General features: G+C 67.9%; 15 protein-coding genes and 1 tRNA gene. 13 read left to right on the forward strand and 3 right to left on the reverse strand.

What is annotated here, in order from left to right; translation table 11 throughout:
- The first annotated feature begins 51 nt into the window (after window positions 1-51).
- The 3 genes from P5P27_RS05755 (at window position 52) to acmB (ending at window position 2,530) form a co-directional block, all read left to right on the forward strand.
- A tRNA-Arg gene (locus P5P27_RS05755) sits at window positions 52-127 on the forward strand.
- A gap of 98 nt (window positions 128-225) precedes the next feature.
- On the forward strand, window positions 226-1,215 hold the full coding sequence (locus P5P27_RS05760) for an AraC family transcriptional regulator (protein WP_278126834.1): 990 nt from the start codon (window positions 226-228) through the stop codon (window positions 1,213-1,215).
- A gap of 136 nt (window positions 1,216-1,351) precedes the next feature.
- Window positions 1,352-2,530 carry a methyl acetate hydrolase AcmB gene (acmB, locus tag P5P27_RS05765; protein ID WP_278126836.1) on the forward strand — a complete coding sequence of 393 codons (1,179 nt, stop codon included), beginning with the start codon at window positions 1,352-1,354 and terminating at the stop codon, window positions 2,528-2,530.
- A 7-nt stretch (window positions 2,531-2,537) separates the two neighbouring features.
- Here the strand turns inward: acmB and P5P27_RS05770 are convergent, their stop codons facing one another.
- Together P5P27_RS05770 and P5P27_RS05775 are read right to left on the reverse strand one after the other, a co-directional pair.
- The gene (locus tag P5P27_RS05770; RefSeq protein ID WP_278126838.1) at window positions 2,538-3,839 is read right to left on the reverse strand and encodes a replication-associated recombination protein A; all 1,302 of its coding nucleotides are present in this window, start codon (window positions 3,837-3,839) and stop codon (window positions 2,538-2,540) included.
- A gap of 78 nt (window positions 3,840-3,917) precedes the next feature.
- A complete protein-coding gene (locus P5P27_RS05775; protein ID WP_423201252.1) occupies window positions 3,918-5,243 on the reverse strand; it encodes an NAD(P)-binding domain-containing protein in 1,326 nt (441 codons plus the stop codon).
- A gap of 302 nt (window positions 5,244-5,545) precedes the next feature.
- Between P5P27_RS05775 and P5P27_RS05780 the strand changes: the two genes are divergently transcribed.
- The 9 genes from P5P27_RS05780 (at window position 5,546) to rho (ending at window position 16,192) form a co-directional block, all read left to right on the forward strand.
- Entirely contained in the window at window positions 5,546-6,397 is an 852-nt protein-coding gene (locus P5P27_RS05780) for a shikimate 5-dehydrogenase (protein ID WP_278126842.1), read from the forward strand.
- Window positions 6,394-7,104, forward strand: coding sequence for a haloacid dehalogenase type II (locus P5P27_RS05785; RefSeq protein WP_278126843.1), 711 nt, complete (start codon window positions 6,394-6,396; stop codon window positions 7,102-7,104). The genes P5P27_RS05780 and P5P27_RS05785 overlap by 4 nt, the downstream gene beginning before the upstream one ends.
- Window positions 7,105-7,132: 28 nt before the next feature.
- Entirely contained in the window at window positions 7,133-7,516 is a 384-nt protein-coding gene (locus P5P27_RS05790) for a VOC family protein (protein WP_006896419.1), read from the forward strand.
- Between the two features lie 97 nt (window positions 7,517-7,613).
- Window positions 7,614-9,266, forward strand: a complete 1,653-nt coding sequence (gene argS / locus P5P27_RS05795) for an arginine--tRNA ligase (protein ID WP_006896418.1) — start codon at window positions 7,614-7,616, stop codon at window positions 9,264-9,266.
- Window positions 9,263-10,687, forward strand: coding sequence for a diaminopimelate decarboxylase (gene lysA / locus P5P27_RS05800; protein WP_197078091.1), 1,425 nt, complete (start codon window positions 9,263-9,265; stop codon window positions 10,685-10,687). Before argS ends, lysA begins: the two co-directional genes overlap by 4 nt.
- Window positions 10,684-11,991 carry a homoserine dehydrogenase gene (locus P5P27_RS05805; RefSeq protein ID WP_222111053.1) on the forward strand — a complete coding sequence of 436 codons (1,308 nt, stop codon included), beginning with the start codon at window positions 10,684-10,686 and terminating at the stop codon, window positions 11,989-11,991. The genes lysA and P5P27_RS05805 overlap by 4 nt, the downstream gene beginning before the upstream one ends.
- The gene (thrC, locus tag P5P27_RS05810; RefSeq protein WP_006896415.1) at window positions 11,984-13,069 is read left to right on the forward strand and encodes a threonine synthase; all 1,086 of its coding nucleotides are present in this window, start codon (window positions 11,984-11,986) and stop codon (window positions 13,067-13,069) included. The genes P5P27_RS05805 and thrC overlap by 8 nt, the downstream gene beginning before the upstream one ends.
- Window positions 13,070-13,085: 16 nt before the next feature.
- Entirely contained in the window at window positions 13,086-14,036 is a 951-nt protein-coding gene (gene thrB / locus P5P27_RS05815; RefSeq protein ID WP_039867429.1) for a homoserine kinase, read from the forward strand.
- 212 nt (window positions 14,037-14,248) lie between these two features.
- Window positions 14,249-16,192: a transcription termination factor Rho gene (gene rho, locus P5P27_RS05820; protein ID WP_278127414.1), complete on the forward strand. Its 1,944-nt coding sequence runs from the start codon at window positions 14,249-14,251 to the stop codon at window positions 16,190-16,192.
- Between the two features lie 93 nt (window positions 16,193-16,285).
- On the opposite strand, the gene P5P27_RS05825 is transcribed toward rho, so the two are convergent.
- On the reverse strand, window positions 16,286-17,470 hold the full coding sequence (locus P5P27_RS05825; RefSeq protein WP_062367562.1) for a diflavin oxidoreductase: 1,185 nt from the start codon (window positions 17,468-17,470) through the stop codon (window positions 16,286-16,288).
- Between the two features lie 300 nt (window positions 17,471-17,770).
- On the opposite strand from P5P27_RS05825, the gene rpmE reads away from it, so the two are divergent.
- Entirely contained in the window at window positions 17,771-17,983 is a 213-nt protein-coding gene (gene rpmE, locus P5P27_RS05830; RefSeq protein ID WP_006896411.1) for a 50S ribosomal protein L31, read from the forward strand.
- Window positions 17,984-18,046 lie beyond the last annotated feature (63 nt).

An 18,046-nucleotide genomic window follows, 5' to 3' on the forward strand; every position in this document is an offset into this window, starting at 1 on the left:
CGGTGTTGGGCGGTGAGGTCCCTGTGCGCTAATGTTGCTTTCGCCCGATGAGCCCCCCTAGCTCAGGGGATAGAGCGTCTGCCTCCGGAGCAGAAGGTCGTAGGTTCGAATCCTACGGGGGGCACCAGATCTGTCAGCGCTGATCATTCTCAGCGGTCTTCCCAGACCTCGCCCGGCCTGCTGAATCCCTGCCGAACGTCGCAGTGTGTCAGTAGCCTACCGACCATGCCGACACAGCTCGATCCGCGCCCGAACGGTGTCCTCTCGTCCGTGACGGAGACCGACTGGGATGCGATCGCGGCGTGGACCGACGACAAGTACATGTCGTTCGACGTCCGGCCGTCTGGCCGTTCGACGTCGCCCTGCTCGTCGATGTTCTCGATCGACGTCGGTGAGATCACCATGACTCACTTCCGGTACGGCACCGAGGTGGCACTGCGGGACTTCGACGCCGAAGCGGGCAACGTGCTGGTTCTGACCACGCTGCGCGGACGGACGCGGCACCGGGTGGGGCGCGCCGAGGGGACCGAACTCGGGGCCGGGCAGACGTTCGTCGCGGACTGCAGCCGCACCGACTTCCGGCTCGCCGCCGACGACGACCATCTGCAGCTCAATCTCACGGTGCCGCACCGACTGCTCGCCGACCTCTCGCTGCAGTGGTGGGGCCACGTCCCCGACGACGCCCTGTGGTCCCGCGGCGCCGTGATCGGCGGATCGGGGAGCCCGTGGTGGAATCTGCTCGGGTATGCGACGAGTACGGCGGCCATCTCGCCCGAGGCAGTCGCCTCGGGCAGAATCGGGCTCCATCTGCAGGAGCTCATCGCCGCGCAACTCCTGCACGATTGGGCGCTGCGGGCCGCCGTCGACCTCGAACGTCGGCCCGCCGTGGCGGCACCGGGCTATGTCCGCACCGCGGCGCACTTCATCGACGCCCACGCCCGCGACCTGCCGACGGTGGCCGAGATCGCGGCCGCGGCGGGCGTGAGCGTGCGGTCGCTGAGCGGTGGATTCGCTCGCTATCTGGGAACGTCGGTGCGCTCCTATCTCGTCGAGCAGCGCCTCCAAGGCGTCTACCGCGAACTGCGCTCCGGCGTCGAGTCGGTGACGGCGACCGCCCACGCCTGGGGCTATGTGAACCTCGGCGTCTTCGCGGCCTCCTATCGACGCAGGTTCGGCGAGAACCCCTCCGAGACGCTCGCTCGCGCGCGGTCGTGACCCGCCGCCGGTAAGGACGAGTCTCCGCTACGAGAAGGTCGCCGCTCAGAGACGGTGCCTGCCGTTCGCAGACGTACCCGGCCGTGAACACCGGCCAGGATCACTGGTGTCATCAACTGCTGCACAGGAGATCCCGATGCCCGACCTCACTCGCCTCGACGACATTCTGAACCGAGCCGCCTCCGCCGACGACGCCCAGCGCGTGCCCGGCGTCGTCGCGACCGTCACCCGCAGCGGCGGCGACGCCTACCTCGGCACCGCGGGCGTCCGGTCCGTGGACGACGGTCGGCCGATGACCGCCGACACGGTATTCGCGATCTTCTCGTGCACCAAGGCGCTCACGTCCACCGCCGTGCTGCAATGCGTGGAGGAGGCGCTGGTCGACCTCGACGCCCCGGCTGCGGACTATGTACCGGACATCAGCCGGCTGCAGGTGCTCGAGGGCTTCGCCCCGGACGGCTCACCGCGACTGCGGGCACCGTCGACGCAGATCACCACCCGGATGCTGCTGCTCCACACGGCGGGCCTGTCGTACTCCTTCTTCTCACCGGAGTACGCCCGCCTGCTCGAGTCGACGGGACAGCCGGACATTCTCACCGCATCCCGCGAATGCCTCACCTCGCCACTGCTCTTCGACCCCGGGACTCGGTGGGGATACGGAACCAACATCGACTGGGCCGGGCTGGTGGTGGAAGCCGTTCGGAGACAACGGCTGTCGCAGGTGATGCGGGAGCGGATGTTCGAGCCCCTCGGCATGGACGATTCGGCCTTCGTCATGAGCCGGTCGATGGCGGATCGTCGCGCGGAGGTCCACCAGCGCGTCGACGACGGGTCATTGGTCGCCACCGGCCTGGTGCTTCCGCAGGACCCGGAGGTCGACATGGGCGGACAGGGGGTGTACGCCACGATCCCGGACTACACCCGCTTCCTGCGGATGTGGTTGCGGGACGGCGAGGGCGAGCGCGGTCGGGTGCTCGCGCCCGAGACCGTGCGGGCGGCATCCCGGAACGGGCTGGGCGAGCTGAAGGTCGGAAAGCTCGTCGGGTCGGCGCCGGCCCTGACTCACGACGCGGAGTTCTTCCCCGGGCAGTCCAAGTCGTGGGCCTACTCGTTCATGGTCAACGACGAGCCCGCACCGACGGGCCGGTCGGCAGGCTCGCTCGCGTGGGCCGGACTGGCCAACCTCTACTACTGGATCGACAGGGAGGCGGACGTCGCCGGGATGTGGGGCTCGCAAGTGCTGCCGTTCGCCGATCCCGCGTCGGTCGCCGCCTTCCTGGACTTCGAGACCGCGGTGTACCGCTCGATCCGCTGAGGCGCGGTCACCGTCCCTCGCCGCGGCGGCGGAGACGCAACCGGTCCCATTCGGCGATGCGCTCGCGGACGGAGGCTTCGAAACCGTTGGCCGTCGGCCGGTACAGCGGTTCGTGCTCCAGGCCTTCGGGGAAGTAGTCGGCCCCGGAGAATCCGTCCTCGGTGTCCGGGTCGTAGCGGTAGCCGGCACCGTAGCCGAGCTCGCGCATCAATCCGGTGGGCGCATTCAGAATGTGCTTCGGCGGCATGAGCGATCCGGTGCGCCGGGCGAGGGCCCGGGCCGCCCCGAACCCCCGGTAGACGGCGACCGACTTCGGCGCGGTGGCCAAGTACACCACCGCCTGTGCGATGGCGAGCTCACCTTCGGGTGAGCCGAGCCGCTCGTATGTGTCCCACGCGGCCAGCGCCTGCGCGAGCGCCCGGGGATCGGCCATGCCCACGTCCTCGGCGGCGAAGCGCACGATGCGCCGGGCGATGTAGAGCGGATCCTCTCCGCCGTCGAGCATCCGGGCCAGCCAGTACAAGCCGGCATCGGCGTCGGAGCCGCGCATCGACTTGTGCAGGGCCGAGATCAGGTTGTAGTGCCCTTCCTGCGACTTGTCGTACAGGGGAGCCCGCTGCTGCACCAGCCGGACCAACTCGTCGACGCCGATCGGCGTGCTGATGTGGCCGAGTTGCTCGACGAGGTTGAGCAGATAGCGTCCGTCGCCGTCGGCCATCGCGATCAGCGCCTGCCGGGCCTCGCCGTCGAGGGGCAGCTCCCGTCCCGTCAGAGTCTCGGCTCGTTCGACCAACTCGACGAGCGCGGCCTCCTCGAGTCGTTTGAGAACGAAGACTCGGCAGCGGGAGAGCAGGGCGGCGTTGAGCTCGAAGCTGGGGTTCTCGGTGGTCGCGCCCACCAGGACGACGGTGCCGTCTTCGACGTAGGGAAGGAAGGAGTCCTGCTGCGCGCGGTTGAACCGATGCACCTCGTCGACGAACAGCAGGGTGCCGCGGCCGAGCTCGCGGCGCTTCTCCGCCGCGCGGAACACCTTCCGCAGATCGGCGACTCCCGCGAATGTCGCCGACAGCGGTTCGAAGACGAGGTCGGTCTGTTCGGCGAGAAGCCGCGCGATCGTCGTCTTGCCGCAGCCCGGGGGACCCCACACGATCATCGACGCCAGCCGCTTCTCGGCGACCATCTGGCCGATCGCTCCGTCCGGGCCGAGGAGGTGGTCCTGCCCGACCACCTCCGTGATCGACCGAGGCCGCATTCGGTCGGCGAGCGGACGGCCGGTGTCGTCGGGCTCGAAGAGTGACGGCTGTTGCACGCTGTGCTCCTCGTCGCGCGGATGCTGCCCCGATTGTAGGTGCGCCCTCCGACATCCGGCCGTCTGCGCCGGTGGCCGTCAGCTCGTCACACGGTCGGCCGTGGGTTGGGATTCGAGGTAGCGCTCCCGGGAGTCGTCGAGCTCGTCGATCCAGCGGGTGTGGTGAACGGCGGCCATCGTTCCCGTCATCACCGACGGGTACACCTGATCCCGGTAGGTGAGGATGTTCCGCTTCTTGTCGGCCTTCCATTCGAGGAAGATCCGCACCACCTCGTCGAGGTCGAACATCGGGTAGTCCGTCTGCTCGATCAGATCGCGGATGTAGTCGGCCTGGAAACGCACCGCGGCGGCGTCGTCCTCGACGCCGCGGTAACGATCGGCCCACTGACGCATGTGCGCGGCACGCTCATCGGCGGACGGGAGCTGGGCTCGACCGAGGATGAGGTCCCGTACATACCAGGCCTGCGCGTCGAACATGTTGAACGTGAACCACTGATCCTGCGCGCCGAGGTAGTGCAGGTGCGGGTTCGCCTGCCACGTCACGCCCCGGTAGAGACCGCCGGGGTAGAGGTTGTTGGGCGAACGCAGATGCAGATGCTCCGGGAGGAACGGGTAGTGGTGCAGGTACCCGGTGCAGAGGATGATCGCGTCGAACTCTCCGGATGAGCCGTCGATGAAGGTGGCGACACCGCCGTCGATCCGGTCGATCTGCGGTCTCTCGTCGACACCGTCGGGCCACGCGAATCCCTGCGGCCGCGACCGGTAGCTCATCGTCACGTGCCGGGCCCCCATCTTGTGAGATTGGATGCCGATGTCCTCGGCGGAGTACGACCCCCCGACGAGCAGCAGGCGCTGACCGGCGAATCGCTCGGCGCCGCGGAACTCGTGCGCGTGGATCACCTCGCCGGGAAAGGTTTCGATTCCCGCGATGTCGGGGACATTGGGAAATGAGAAATGACCCGTCGAGACGATGACTTCGTCGAAGACCTCGGTGGAGGTCACATGCTCGCGCAGATCGTCGACGGTGACGGTGAACTGTTCGGTCTCATCGTCGAATTCCACCCGACGCACCACGTGAGCGAATCGGACGAGTTCTTTCACACCCGACTGGACGGCACGGCCGTTGATGTAATCCCAGAGGACTTCGCGAGGAGGATAAGAGGAGATCGGACGGTTGAAATGCTCGTCGAATGTGTACTCGGCGAACTCGAGCGCCTCTTTGGGGCCGTTGGACCACAGATTCCGGTACATGCTCGAATGCACGGGTTCGCCGTACCCGTCGGTTCCGGTGCGCCAGGTGAAGTTCCACTGTCCACCCCAGTCGTCCTGCTTCTCGTAACAGACCACTTCGGGGATCTCGGAGCCGGACTTCTCCGCCGATTTGAAAGCGCGCAGGGCTGCCATTCCACTGGGCCCCGCGCCGATGATCGCAACTCTTTTCACACTATTCAACATTTTACCTTTCACGCCAGACTGGACTGAGGGATGTCGTTGGAATCCGCCGGTCCCGGGCCGTGTACCGGCCCATCTGTGGTCAAACGATCGATGGTCGTCCCAAGGGTCACGATGGTGAATTGTCCGACCGATGTCAAACTCGTCGGGAGTGATTTCAGCGGCGTGATAGAATTGCATGTTTCGCATTCTTCAGAGCGAATCGGTCGCCGGCTCGGTGGCTCGTGGCACCGGCTGCCCGCTACGGTCGGTCCATGACCGCCCCGCATTCCCGCGCTCTCAACCGAAACACCGTGCTGTGCGTCTCGCTGGCGGCGCGGCCGTCCGACATCGGGACCCGCTTCCACAACTATCTCTACAACCGGTTGGGCCTGAACTTCGTCTACAAGGCCTTCGCGCCGACCGACATCGCCTCGGCGGTGACCGGGATCCGTGGCCTCCCGATCCGCGGTGCCGGGGTGTCGATGCCGTACAAGGAGGCGGTGATCGACCTGATCGACGTTATGGAGGAGTCGGCCGCGGCCATCGACTCGGTGAACACGATCGTGAACGACGACGGCGTGCTCCACGCGTACAACACCGACTATCAGGCGGTCGCCGACCTGCTGGCCGCCTCGCGCTTCGATCGCACCGCGCCGGTGGCCGTCGCCGGAAGCGGCGGAATGGCGAAGGCGGTGGTCGCGGCGCTGCGTGCGACCGGCTTCACCGATGTGACCGTGGTCGCGCGCAACCGGGCCGCCGGTGCCGTGCTCGCCGCGCGATACGGCTACCGGCATGCGGTCAACGCAGCGGGACTCGCCCCCGCGACTCTCGTCAACGCGACGCCGATCGGCATGGCCGGGGGACCGGACGCCGACGCGCTGCCGTTCGACGAGGCTCTCGTCGACGCGGCGACCGGTTGTCTCGACGTGGTGGCGATGCCGCCCGACACGCCGATGGTGCGGGCGATGCGGGCCCGCGGACTCGAGACGATCAGCGGAGACGCGGTGATCGCCGGACAGGCCGCGGCACAGTTCGCGCTCTACACCGGAGTGACGCCGACGCCGGAACAGATCCGGGAGGCGTCCGAGTACTCACGTGCCGGCGATGCGACACTGACCGGGTGACTTCGACTACCGGCGCGCCCTCGGTGAAAGTGATCGCCTTCGACACCTTCGGGACGGTGGCCGACTGGCATACCGGGGTCAGTCGTGTTCTGGCTCAGATCTTTCCGGAGATCGACGCCTCGGCGCTGGCGCGTTCCTGGCGACGAACCTACGCGCCGGCACTGGCCGAGGTGGAACAGGGGAGCCGGGACTGGACGCTGCTCGACGATCTGCATCGCGAAGCACTCGACCGGCTGCTGCGCGAAGAGCACGGAATCCGGGCCGGTGCCGATAAGCTGGACGCCGCGGTGCACGCGTGGCACGTCCTCCCGGCGTGGCCGGATTCGCCCGAGGGACTCCGGCGCCTCAAGGAGAGGTACACGATCTGCGCCCTGAGCAACGGCAACGTGGCACTCCTGACCGAGATGGCCAAGTCCGCGGGTCTGCCCTGGGACTTCATCGGCGGCTCGGACCTCTGGCACCACTACAAACCGTCCGGTGAGGTGTACCTCGGGCTCGCGCGGCTGATGCGGGTGGATCCCGGTGAGGTCCTGATGGTCGCGACGCACGTGACCGATCTCGCCGCGGCGCGTGGATTCGGCCTGCAGACGGCGTATGTGGAGCGGCCCGCGGAATGGGGTCCGGAGCCCAAGCCGGAGGCGCACTGCCCCGACGATCGCTTCCACGTTCGCGGCATCGACGAACTCGCGACCCTGCTCGGCTGCTGAACCGCGCTACCGCCACTACGCTCGCGTCATGACGCAGATCCGTCCGTTCCTCATGTTCCAGGGGGCCGTCGCCGCCGACGCGATCGACCTGTACCTCTCCGCATTCCCCGGCGGACGCGTGGTCACGTCCACGCCGCACGCCGACCCGGCCCAGGGCATCATGCTCGCCGAACTCGATCTCGCCGGCCTGCGGGTGCTGGTCAGCGACAGCGCCGTCGGCCACGCCTTCGATTTCACCCCGTCGAGTTCGCTGTTCGTCGACGTCGACGATCGCGCCGAGCTCGAGCGTCTCGCCGCACTTCTCGGCGAAGGCGGAGGGGTCTTGATGCCGATCGGCGACTACGGCTTCTCGCAGGCCTTCGCCTGGGTCAACGACCGATTCGGAGTGTCCTGGCAGCTGAACCTGCCCTGAGCACTTCGCCCGGCGGGTGGGGCCTCGGACAGCGCCGATTCCCGGCACCGAGGTCCGATTGTCGTGAACCGCACCTGGGACAATAAGATAGGTTCCCGTGACTCCCACCGAACTCGCTGCTCTGCTTCGCGCTGCGACGCAGAAGGTCTTCCACGCTCATGACCTCGATACGTCGTTGATTCCGGAGACCGTGGTCGTGGAGCGTCCGCGCAGCCCGGAGCACGGCGATTACGCCACCAACATCGCCCTGCAACTGGGCAAGCGCGCGGGAGCCAATCCGCGCGAACTGGCGACGTGGCTGGCCGACGAGTTCGCGACCGACCCCGGCATCGACTCCGCGGAGGTCGCCGGACCCGGATTCGTCAATCTGCGCTTGGCCGCGGCCGCACAGAATCAGACGGTCGCCGCCGTCCTCGCACAGCGGGATGCGTACGGCCGCGGTGACGAGCTCTCGGCGCTGAACGTGAACCTGGAGTTCGTGTCCGCCAATCCCACCGGCCCCATCCACCTCGGAGGCACACGCTGGGCCGCGGTGGGCGACGCGCTCGGGCGCGTGCTCACCGCACGCGGCGCGAAGGTGACGCGCGAGTACTACTTCAACGACCACGGCGAGCAGATCAACCGGTTCGCGAACTCGCTGCTGGCCGCGGCCAAGGGCGAGCCGACCCCCGACGACGGGTACGCCGGCGAGTACATCGACGAGATCGCCGCGACCGTCGTCGAGAAGTCGCCCGGAGTCCTCGAGCTGCCGGTCGCGGAGGCGCGGGAGGTCTTCCGTGCCGAGGGCGTGGAGCTCATGTTCGCGCACATCAAGCGGACGCTGCACGAGTTCGGCACCGATTTCGACGTCTACACGCACGAGAACTCGATGTTCGATCGAGGCCTCGTCGAGCAGGCGATCGACGAGCTCAAGGCCAACGGGAATCTGTACGAGGCCGAAGGCGCCTGGTGGCTGCGGTCGACGAATTACGGCGACGACAAGGACCGCGTCGTCATCAAGAGTGACGGGAACGCCGCCTACATCGCCGGCGACATCGCCTACCTCAAGGACAAGCACGACCGCGGCGCCAATCACCTCATCTACATGCTCGGCGCCGACCATCACGGCTACGTGGTTCGGCTGAAGGCCGCGGCCGCCGCGCTGGGATACGACCCCGAAGCCGTCGAGGTCCTCATCGGGCAGATGGTGAATCTGGTGAGGGACGGACAGCCGGTCCGGATGTCCAAGCGCGCGGGAACCGTCATCACCCTCGACGACCTCGTCGAGGCGGTCGGAGTCGACGCCGCCCGCTACGCGCTCATCCGCTCGTCGATCGACGTCAACATCGACATCGACCTCGATCTGCTGCGCAAGCAGTCCTCCGACAACCCGGTCTACTACGTGCAGTACGCGCATGCCCGGCTGTCGGCGCTGGCCCGTCACGCGGCCGAGCTCGGGTTGTCGGCGAGCACCGCGCGTCTGGAGCTTCTCGACGACGAGTCCGAGGGCGATCTGATCCGCACCATCGGCGACTTCTCCGAGGTGGTCGCCACCGCCGCCGCACTGCGCGAACCGCATCGGGTCTCCCGCTACCTGGAGTCGCTGGCCGGTGCCTATCACCGGTTCTACGCGCGCTGCCGCGTCCTCCCGCAGGGCGACGAGGAGGCGGGCGATGTGCACGCCGCCCGGCTCGCGCTCTGCGAAGCCACCCGCCAAGTCCTCGCCAACGGCCTCGAGCTGGTCGGCGTCAGCGCTCCGGAGAGAATGTGATGGCACACCCCGCCGGCCCCCGCCACGCCGAGATCCTCGCCGCTCCGCATCTCGCGGAGCGCCCCAACCGCCCCGAAGAGCTCTCCCGTATCCCGGAGAACGTCTACCCGCGCGGGACCGTCCGCGACGAGGACGGCGTCGTGACGATCGGCGGAGTCCGGGTCGACCGGCTCGCCGAGCAGTACGGCACCCCGCTGTTCGTGTACGACGAAGCGGACTTCCGGTCGCGCTGCGCCGACATGCAGCGGGCGTTCGGGCCGTACGGCCGCGTGCACTACGCGTCGAAGGCGTTTCTCTCCTCGCAGGTCGCGAAGTGGATCGAGTCCGAGGGCCTCTCGCTCGACGTCTGCTCCGGAGGCGAACTGGCGGTAGCGCTGCACGCGGGATTCCCCGCCGAGCGCATCGCGCTGCACGGCAACAACAAGGCCGAGGACGAACTGGCGGCGGCACTCGACGCCGGTGTCGGGGACATCGTCCTGGACTCGATGATCGAGATCGAGCGTCTGGACCGTCTCGCCGGTGAACGGGGAGTGGTCGCCGACGTGCTGGTCCGGGTGACTCCGGGCGTCGAGGCGCACACTCACGAGTTCATCTCGACGGCGCACGAGGACCAGAAGTTCGGTTTCGCACTCGCCGGCGGTGTGGCGCTCGACGCGGTTCGCGCGGTCTTCGCCGCCGACAACCTGCGTCTGGTGGGGCTGCACAGCCACATCGGCTCGCAGATCTTCGAGATCGACGGATTCGAGCTCGCCGCACGCCGGGTGATCGGCCTGCTCGCCGACATCGTCGCCGAGTTCGGGGTCGAGAAGACCTCGCAGCTCAAGGTGCTCGACCTCGGCGGCGGTCTCGGCATCTCATACCTGGAGAGCGACGACCCGCCGCCGGTCAGTGTGCTGGCCGAGGCGCTGGCGGAGATCGTCCGCCGCGAGTCGGCCGCGCTGAACCTGCCGATGCCGACCATCGCGGTCGAACCCGGTCGCGGGATCGCGGGGCCGGCGGGCGTGACGCTGTACCGGGTGGGAACCGTCAAGGACGTCGCACTCGACGGGAACACCGTGCGCCGGTACGTCTCGGTCGACGGCGGCATGAGCGACAACATCCGCACGGTGCTCTACGACGCCGAGTACGACGTCCGGCTCGCCTCGCGGGTCTCGGACGCGAAGGCCGTCGTCTGCCGGGTGGTGGGCAAGCACTGTGAGAGCGGCGATATCGTTATCCGCGACTGCTGGCTGCCGGACGACCTGGCCCCGGGCGATCTGCTCGTGGTGGGCGCCACCGGCGCCTACTGCTATTCCATGTCGAGCCGCTACAACATGGTGCCGCGTGCGGCGGTCGCGACAGTCAATGACGGCCGGTCCCGGCTCATGCTGAGGCGGGAGACGGTGGAGGACTTCTTGAGCCTGGAGGTGGACCCGGAATGAGCGAATCATCCCGTCCGATCGGCGTGGCCGTGTTGGGCATGGGCAATGTCGGCACCGAGGTCGTTCGGATTCTGACCGAGAACGCCGCCGACCTGCGGGCTCGGATCGGCGCGCCGCTCGTGCTCCGGGGCGTCGCGGTGCGCGATGCCTCCCGAGCGCGCGAGGGCGTCGATCCGGCGTTGCTGACCGACGATCCGCACAGCCTCGTCGCCCGCGACGACGTCGACATGGTGGTCGAGCTGATCGGCGGCATCGAGCCGGCCCGCGCGCTCATCAAGACCGCCCTGGAGTCGGGCAAGTCCGTCGTCACCGCCAACAAGGCGCTGATCGCCGCGCACTCGGGCGAACTGGCCAAGGCGGCCGAGGACAACCGGGTCGACCTGTACTTCGAAGCGGCGGTCGCGGGCGCGATCCCGGTGATCCGCCCGCTGACCCAGTCGCTCGCGGGCGACTCGGTGAATCGGGTGGCCGGAATCGTCAACGGCACCACCAACTACATCCTCTCGGAGATGGACGAGACCGGCGCGGGCTACGGCAAGGTACTCGCCGAGGCCGGCCGGCTGGGCTACGCCGAGGCCGATCCCACCGCGGACGTCGAAGGATACGACGCGGCTTCGAAGGCCGCGATTCTCGCCTCGATCGCCTTCCATTCCCGGGTCACCGCGTCGGACGTCTACCGCGAGGGGATCACCAAGATCACCTCGAAGGATCTCGAGGCGGCGAAGAAGTTCGACTGCACGGTGAAGCTCCTGGCCATCTGCGAGCGCATCCAGACCGCCGACGGGGAGAAGATCTCCGCCCGCGTCTACCCGGCGCTGGTTCCGTTGGAGCACCCGCTCGCCACCGTCAACGGCGCGTTCAACGCCGTCGCCGTGGAGGCGGAGAATGCCGGCCGCCTGATGTTCTACGGTCAGGGCGCCGGCGGCGCACCCACCGCATCGGCGGTGCTCGGTGATCTGGTGATGGCCGCCCGGAACCGGGTGTACCACGGGCGCGGTCCGCTGGAATCCACGTATGCCTCGCTGCCGATCGCGTCGATCGACGAGGTCCCGACGCGCTACTACGTCTCGATGAAGGTCGCCGACAAGCCCGGAGTCCTTCAGCAGGTGGCGGGCGAGTTCGCGGCGCGCGACGTCAGCATCGCCGCGGTACGCCAGGAGGGCGCGGGCACCGACGCCCGGCTGATCGTCGTCACACATCGCGCCTCCGACCGCGCACAGTCGGAAACCGTTGCCGCACTTGAACAGATGGACTCCGTAATCAAGGTGTCCAGCGTGCTCCGTCTGGAGGGAACCAATGACTAACGCCGAGTACCAGCCCGTCCACCGCGGATGGCCGGGCCTGATCGAGGCCTACCGCGACCGCATGCCGGTGCGCGACGACTGGAAGATCGTCACCCTCCTGGAGGGCGCGACGCCGCTGGTGGCGGCTCCGGTGCTCTCGGAGATCACCGGCTGCGAGGTCTACCTCAAGGTGGAGGGGCTCAACCCCACCGGGTCGTTCAAGGACCGCGGTATGACGATGGCCGTCACCAATGCCGTCAACAACGGCAAGAAGGCGGTCCTCTGCGCCTCGACCGGCAACACGTCGGCGTCGGCTGCGGCGTATGCGACGCGCGCGGGAATCACCTGTGCGGTGCTGATCCCCGAGGGCAAGATCGCGATGGGCAAGCTCGCTCAGGCCGTCATGCACGGCGCGAAGGTGATCCAGGTGCAGGGCAACTTCGACGACTGTCTGGAGCTCGCGCGCAAGGTGACCGCCGACTACCCGGAGATCGAGCTGGTCAACTCGGTGAACCCGGCCCGCATCGAGGGCCAGAAGACGGCGTCGTTCGAGATCGTCGACGTCCTCGGCAAGGCCCCCGACGTGCACGCACTCCCGGTCGGTAACGCGGGAAACATCACCGCGTACTGGAAGGGTTACCGCGAGTACCACTCCGACGGGATCATCGACTCCCTGCCGCGCATGCTCGGCGTCCAGGCCGCCGGTGCCGCGCCGCTGGTCAACGGAGCCCCGGTGAGCGACCCGGAGACCATCGCGACCGCGATCCGCATCGGCTCGCCGGCCAGCTGGAACCAGGCCGTCGCCGCCAAGGACGAGTCGGGCGGCATGTTCCGGGCGGCCACCGACGAGAAGATCCTCGAGGCGTACAAGCTGGTCGCCGGACGCGAAGGCGTCTTCGTGGAGCCGGCCTCGGCCGCCAGCGTCGCCGGCCTGCTCGCGAGCCGCGAGGAGGGCTGGGTGAAGCCGGGGGAGACCGTGGTGTGCACCGTGACCGGCAACGGTTTGAAGGACCCGGACACGGCGCTGCTCGGCATGCCGAAGGTGGATGCGATCCAGGTCGATCCCGTCGCCGTGGCGACTGCGCTGGGTGTGAACTGACGACGTGGAAACGGCGATGACCAACGACGCGCTGATCGGGCATCCCGACGCGGAATGCATTCTGCCCGAGGGGCTTTCGGTCCGAGTGAAGGTCCCGGCGTCGAGTGCGAATCTGGGTCCGGGGTTCGATTGCCTCGGCATGGCCCTCGCGATCTACGACGAGGTCGCGGTCACCGTCACCGGAACCGGCATCACCGTCGCGGTGACCGGCGAAGCCGCCGACCAGGTTCCGCTCGACGAGCGCCACTTGGTGGCGCGCGCGGTGGTCCGGGGGTTCGAGAGCGCCGGCGTCGCAGTCGGCGGTTTCCACCTCGAATGCCGCAACGCGATCCCGCACTCGCGCGGGCTGGGGTCGTCGGCCGCGGCAGCGGTGGGCGGACTCGCGGCGGCGTCGGCGCTGGTGGCCCTCGACGGTCGGCGCCCGGCCCTCGACGACGCTGCGCTGGTGCAGCTCTCCAGTGAGTTCGAAGGCCATCCCGACAATGCGGCGGCGTCCGTGCTGGGCTCGGCGGTGGTGACGTGGTCGCACGGTCAGGAGTCGTTCTACGCCCGCCGGTTGGAGTTGCATCCGGCGGTGGTGGCCACGGTATTCGTGCCGCAGACCGAGTCGTCCACCGAGACCACGCGCGGCCTGCTTCCCGACGCGGTGCCGCGAGCGGACGCGGTCTTCAACGTCAGCCGCGCGGCACTGGGAGTCGTGGCACTGACCACCGATCCCGCCTGGCTGATCGACGCCACCGAGGACCGTCTGCACCAGGGCTATCGCGAACAGGCGCTTCCAGAGACGACTCGCCTGGTGCATTCATTGCGCGAACGCGGACACGCCGCTACCGTATCGGGTGCTGGGCCTTCGGTTCTGGTGCTGGGAACGAGTCCCCTCGGAACGCACGAGGCAGACCTCGCCGCCGATCTGGGTTTCGCGATGATCCCCGTCGCGGTGGCGGACGGCGTCGAGGTGGTCTCCTGACGCAGCGGCTACCCGGTGGTACGCTGAGAGTGCTTCACCGGGACCCAGGGCGTGTCTGATCTCCACCCGATTGTCCGGCGAACCAACAATTTTTGCTCCTCCACCCGTGTTCTGGGTGGGGCCCCCGGCATCTGAAGCCGGGGAACGAAAGGAATTCCGTGACCGAAACGGATGTGCAGGCACCCAAGCGGGCCCGTACCGGACTTTCCGCCATGCTGCTGCCCGAACTCCGCAGTCTGGCTGCTGAGCTGGGCATCAAGGGCACGTCGGGAATGCGCAAGGGCGATCTGATCGACGTGATCAGGGCTCATCAGCACGGCGGAGCAGGCTCCGCCGAGGGCGCAGAGAAGGCCGCAGCGGACAAGCGTGCAGAGAAGCCCGCAGAGAAGTCCGACGCAGAGAAGTCCGACGCAGAGAAGTCCGACGCAGCGAAGTCTGCGCCGGAGAAGCCGCAGGCCGGCGAGCATGCCGCGAACGATCAGCAGCCCGGGGGACGGCGCAACGCCCGGCGCGGCGCCGATGCTGCGGGCGATGATGGATCGTCGCGGGCCGCGAAGGCTCCGGAGACTGACAGCTCTGACCACAAGAGCGCTGACCAGAAGAGCTCCGACCAGAAGGGCTCCGAGCAGCGCAACACCGAGCAGGGCCGCGACGAGAAGCCCGCCCAGCAGCGCGGCGAGCAGGACGGCGACGGCAACCGGCGCAACCGCAACCGGAACCGCGGGGGAGAGCGGAACCAGGGCGACAAGAGCCAGGACGGCGGCGATAAGTCGGGTCAGGGCAATCAGAACCAGGGCGGGAACCAGAACCAGGGTCAGAAGAACCAGGGCGGCAACCAGGGCCAGGGCGGCAACCAGGGCGGCGGTCAGAACCAGAACCGCAACAACAACGATGACGACGACGGCGAGGGCGGTGGTCGTCGCCGCGGACGCCGGTTCCGCGAGCGTCGTCGCGGACGCGACCGCGACGGCGGCAACGCGGGGGAGCCCCAGGTCAACGAGGGCGACGTCCTCGCGCCGGTGGCGGGCATCCTCGACGTGCTCGACAACTACGCGTTCGTGCGGACGTCCGGCTACCTGGCCGGACCCAACGACGTCTACGTATCGATGAACATGGTCCGCCGCAACGGACTGCGCCGCGGTGACGCGATCACCGGTGCCGTGAAGGTGCCGCGCGAGGGCGAGAACCCCAACAACCAGCGGCAGAAGTTCAATCCGCTGGTGCGGCTGGACACCGTCAACGGCACCGACGTCGACTCGGCGCGCAAGCGTCCCGACTTCACCAAGCTGACTCCGCTCTACCCGAATCAGCGACTGCGGCTCGAGACCACGCCCGAACGGATCTCCACCCGCGTCATCGACCTGATCATGCCGATCGGCAAGGGGCAGCGTGCGCTGATCGTCTCCCCGCCGAAGGCCGGTAAGACGACGATCCTGCAGGACATCGCGAACGCGATCACCACCAACAATCCGGAATGCCACCTGATGGTGGTGCTGGTGGACGAGCGTCCCGAAGAAGTCACCGATATGCAGCGGAGTGTGAAGGGCGAGGTCATCGCGTCGACCTTCGACCGCCCGCCGTCGGATCACACCAGCGTCGCGGAGCTCGCGATCGAGCGTGCCAAGCGGCTGGTGGAGAACGGTATGGACGTCGTCGTGCTGCTCGACTCGATCACCCGTCTCGGCCGCGCGTACAACAACGCATCGCCCGCCTCGGGCCGCATCCTCTCCGGTGGTGTCGACTCCCAGGCGCTGTATCCGCCGAAGCGATTCCTCGGTGCCGCGCGCAACATCGAGAACGGCGGATCGCTGACGATCATCGCTTCGGCGCTGGTCGAGACCGGGTCGACGGGCGACACGGTGATCTTCGAGGAGTTCAAGGGCACGGGCAACGCCGAACTGAAGCTCGACCGTAAGATCGCCGAGCGGCGCGTCTTCCCCGCGGTCGACGTCAACCTGTCGAGCACGCGCAAGGACGAGCTCCTGCTGTCGCCGGATGAGTTCGCCATCGTCCACAAACTGCGCCGTCTGCTCTCCGGACTGGACTCGCAGGCCGCGATCGACCTGCTCGTCGCGCAGCTCAAGAAGACGCGGAGCAATGTCGAGTTCCTGATGCAGGTGAGCAAGAACGCGCCCAGCGTCGTCGACAACGACTGAGGCCTCCACCGCGGAGTGGTGCACTGTGCCGTATTCCGTGACCCGAATCGGGTCACGGGGTACGGCACAGGGGCGTTTCGGGAGAGTGCGGCGTCAGTAGACGTCGCGGCGGTACTGACCCGACTCGCGCAGCCGCTGGAGTTCGGCGCGTGCTCCCTCATCGTCGAAGCCGCCGTACTCGCGAATGATCGCCACCAGGGTCTCCTCCACGTCGCGTGCCATCTTGGTGGCGTCGCCGCAGACGTAGAGGACCGCGCCGTCGCGGATCCAGCTGTACAGTTCTTCGCCCCGTCCTCCCATGAGGTGCGAGACGTAGACCTTCTCGTCCTGCTCGCGGGAGAAGGCGACGTCGAGCCGGAGGGTCCCGTCGGCTTCCATCGCCCACATCTCGTCGCGGTACAGGAAGTCCTGGTCGCGATGTCGAGCACCGTGGAACAGCCAGTTGCGTCCTCGGCCGTTGTCCTGGCGGCGCTCGTGCAGAAAGGCACGGAACGGGGCGATGCCCGTGCCCGGGCCCACCATGATGATGTCGGTGTCCGGCTCGGGCAGCCGGAACGACTTGTTGGCCGTCACGTAGATCCCCACGGTGTCGCCGGGTTCCACGCGGTCGGCGAGATAGGTGGACGCGGCGCCGCCGCGGTCGCGGCCATCGCCCCAGAACTCGGTCGCGAAATGTCGCACGGTGGCGGGCGTCAGGTGCAGGGTTCCCTCGTGGACGGCAGGCGACGACGAGATCGAGTACGTGCGGGCGGCGAGGGGGCGCAGTTCGCCGAGGAAGGCCTCGGGCGTCGGAAACCAGGTGGGGTCCAGGTTGAGCAGGTCCAGGACGTCCCTGCCGCGCGACCATTCTTCGAGTGCGGCACGGTCGCCGGCCAGCAGGTCGGCCACCTCTCCGACGCCGCGGGCGTTCGCGAGGTGATCGAGCAGGTACGGCGAGACCGAGGTGATCTCGAAACCGTGTGTGAGTGCATTGGTGAGCGTCCGCTCACCCTTGCGGTCGGTGATCACCGTGTCGCCCGGAACGCCGAGCCGGTCGACGATCGCGGCGACCAGCGCCGGCTCGTTGGCGGGGGTGACGTTGACGGCATCGCCCGGCAGGTACTCCAGCCCGGAGCCGGAGATGTCGAGTACGAGGTGGCGCACCTCCTTGTCGCTGTCGGGTGCCGTCAGGAGGCTGTTGCGCACCACGGTCGCAGGGTACGGATTCCGGCGGGACCAGCGAGGCCGTTTCGAGGCGCGGGCGGTTGCGGCATCACTCGTCGGATTCGCGGTCGTCATGTGTACTCGGTGCTCCCGGAGGCTCGCAGGGACGTGGTGCGGGGTGGACGGCGTCCTCGACCGGGCCGGTCCGAGTACGAGGGTAGACCGTCCGGCGGTCGGCTCCGGTTCGGCCCGACAGGAAGAGAGACCGGTCTCACTGCGATCGGACTGCTGTCGCGCCGGAGGACCGCCAGGCCTCGCACCTGCGCGATTGGCCGGGGTGACCGGGGTTGTGGAATAATTCTTCGGTCAGTCCGGTTCCGGTTCACACCACTGAAAAATCAGAGGTGACCCGGCGACCATGATGAAGGGACATCAATGAAGCAGGGAATCCATCCCGACTACGAGGTGACCACCGTCAACTGCGGTTGCGGCAATGAGTTCACCACGCGCAGCACCGCCAAGGGCGGCCACATCACCGTGGAAGTCTGCTCCAACTGCCACCCGTTCTACACCGGCAAGCAGAAGATCCTCGATACCGGCGGTCGTGTGGCTCGCTTCGAGAAGCGTTACGGCAAGCGCGTCAAGTAGCTTGCATCCGGCGCCCGGCGAGAGATCCCAGCGGATCTCGAGTCGGGCGTCTGTCGTTTAATG

It is taken from the genome of Gordonia sihwensis, from assembly GCF_029632925.1.
GTDB classification, from domain to species: domain Bacteria; phylum Actinomycetota; class Actinomycetes; order Mycobacteriales; family Mycobacteriaceae; genus Gordonia; species Gordonia sihwensis.

What these genes read in the sequence shown, in the direction of transcription:
- P5P27_RS05760 (WP_278126834.1), top strand. Translation starts at nt 226, where the DNA reads ATGCCGACACAGCTCGATCCGCGCCCGAACGGTGTCCTCTCGTCCGTG.
- acmB (WP_278126836.1), top strand. Translation starts at nt 1,352, where the DNA reads ATGCCCGACCTCACTCGCCTCGACGACATTCTGAACCGAGCCGCCTCC.
- P5P27_RS05775 (WP_423201252.1), bottom strand. Translation starts at nt 5,243, where the DNA reads ATGGCAGCCCTGCGCGCTTTCAAATCGGCGGAGAAGTCCGGCTCCGAG.
- P5P27_RS05780 (WP_278126842.1), top strand. Translation starts at nt 5,546, where the DNA reads ATGACCGCCCCGCATTCCCGCGCTCTCAACCGAAACACCGTGCTGTGC.
- P5P27_RS05790 (WP_006896419.1), top strand. Translation starts at nt 7,133, where the DNA reads ATGACGCAGATCCGTCCGTTCCTCATGTTCCAGGGGGCCGTCGCCGCC.
- P5P27_RS05805 (WP_222111053.1), top strand. Translation starts at nt 10,684, where the DNA reads ATGAGCGAATCATCCCGTCCGATCGGCGTGGCCGTGTTGGGCATGGGC.
- thrC (WP_006896415.1), top strand. Translation starts at nt 11,984, where the DNA reads ATGACTAACGCCGAGTACCAGCCCGTCCACCGCGGATGGCCGGGCCTG.
- thrB (WP_039867429.1), top strand. Translation starts at nt 13,086, where the DNA reads ATGACCAACGACGCGCTGATCGGGCATCCCGACGCGGAATGCATTCTG.
- rho (WP_278127414.1), top strand. Translation starts at nt 14,249, where the DNA reads ATGCTGCTGCCCGAACTCCGCAGTCTGGCTGCTGAGCTGGGCATCAAG.
- P5P27_RS05825 (WP_062367562.1), bottom strand. Translation starts at nt 17,470, where the DNA reads ATGACGACCGCGAATCCGACGAGTGATGCCGCAACCGCCCGCGCCTCG.
- rpmE (WP_006896411.1), top strand. Translation starts at nt 17,771, where the DNA reads ATGAAGCAGGGAATCCATCCCGACTACGAGGTGACCACCGTCAACTGC.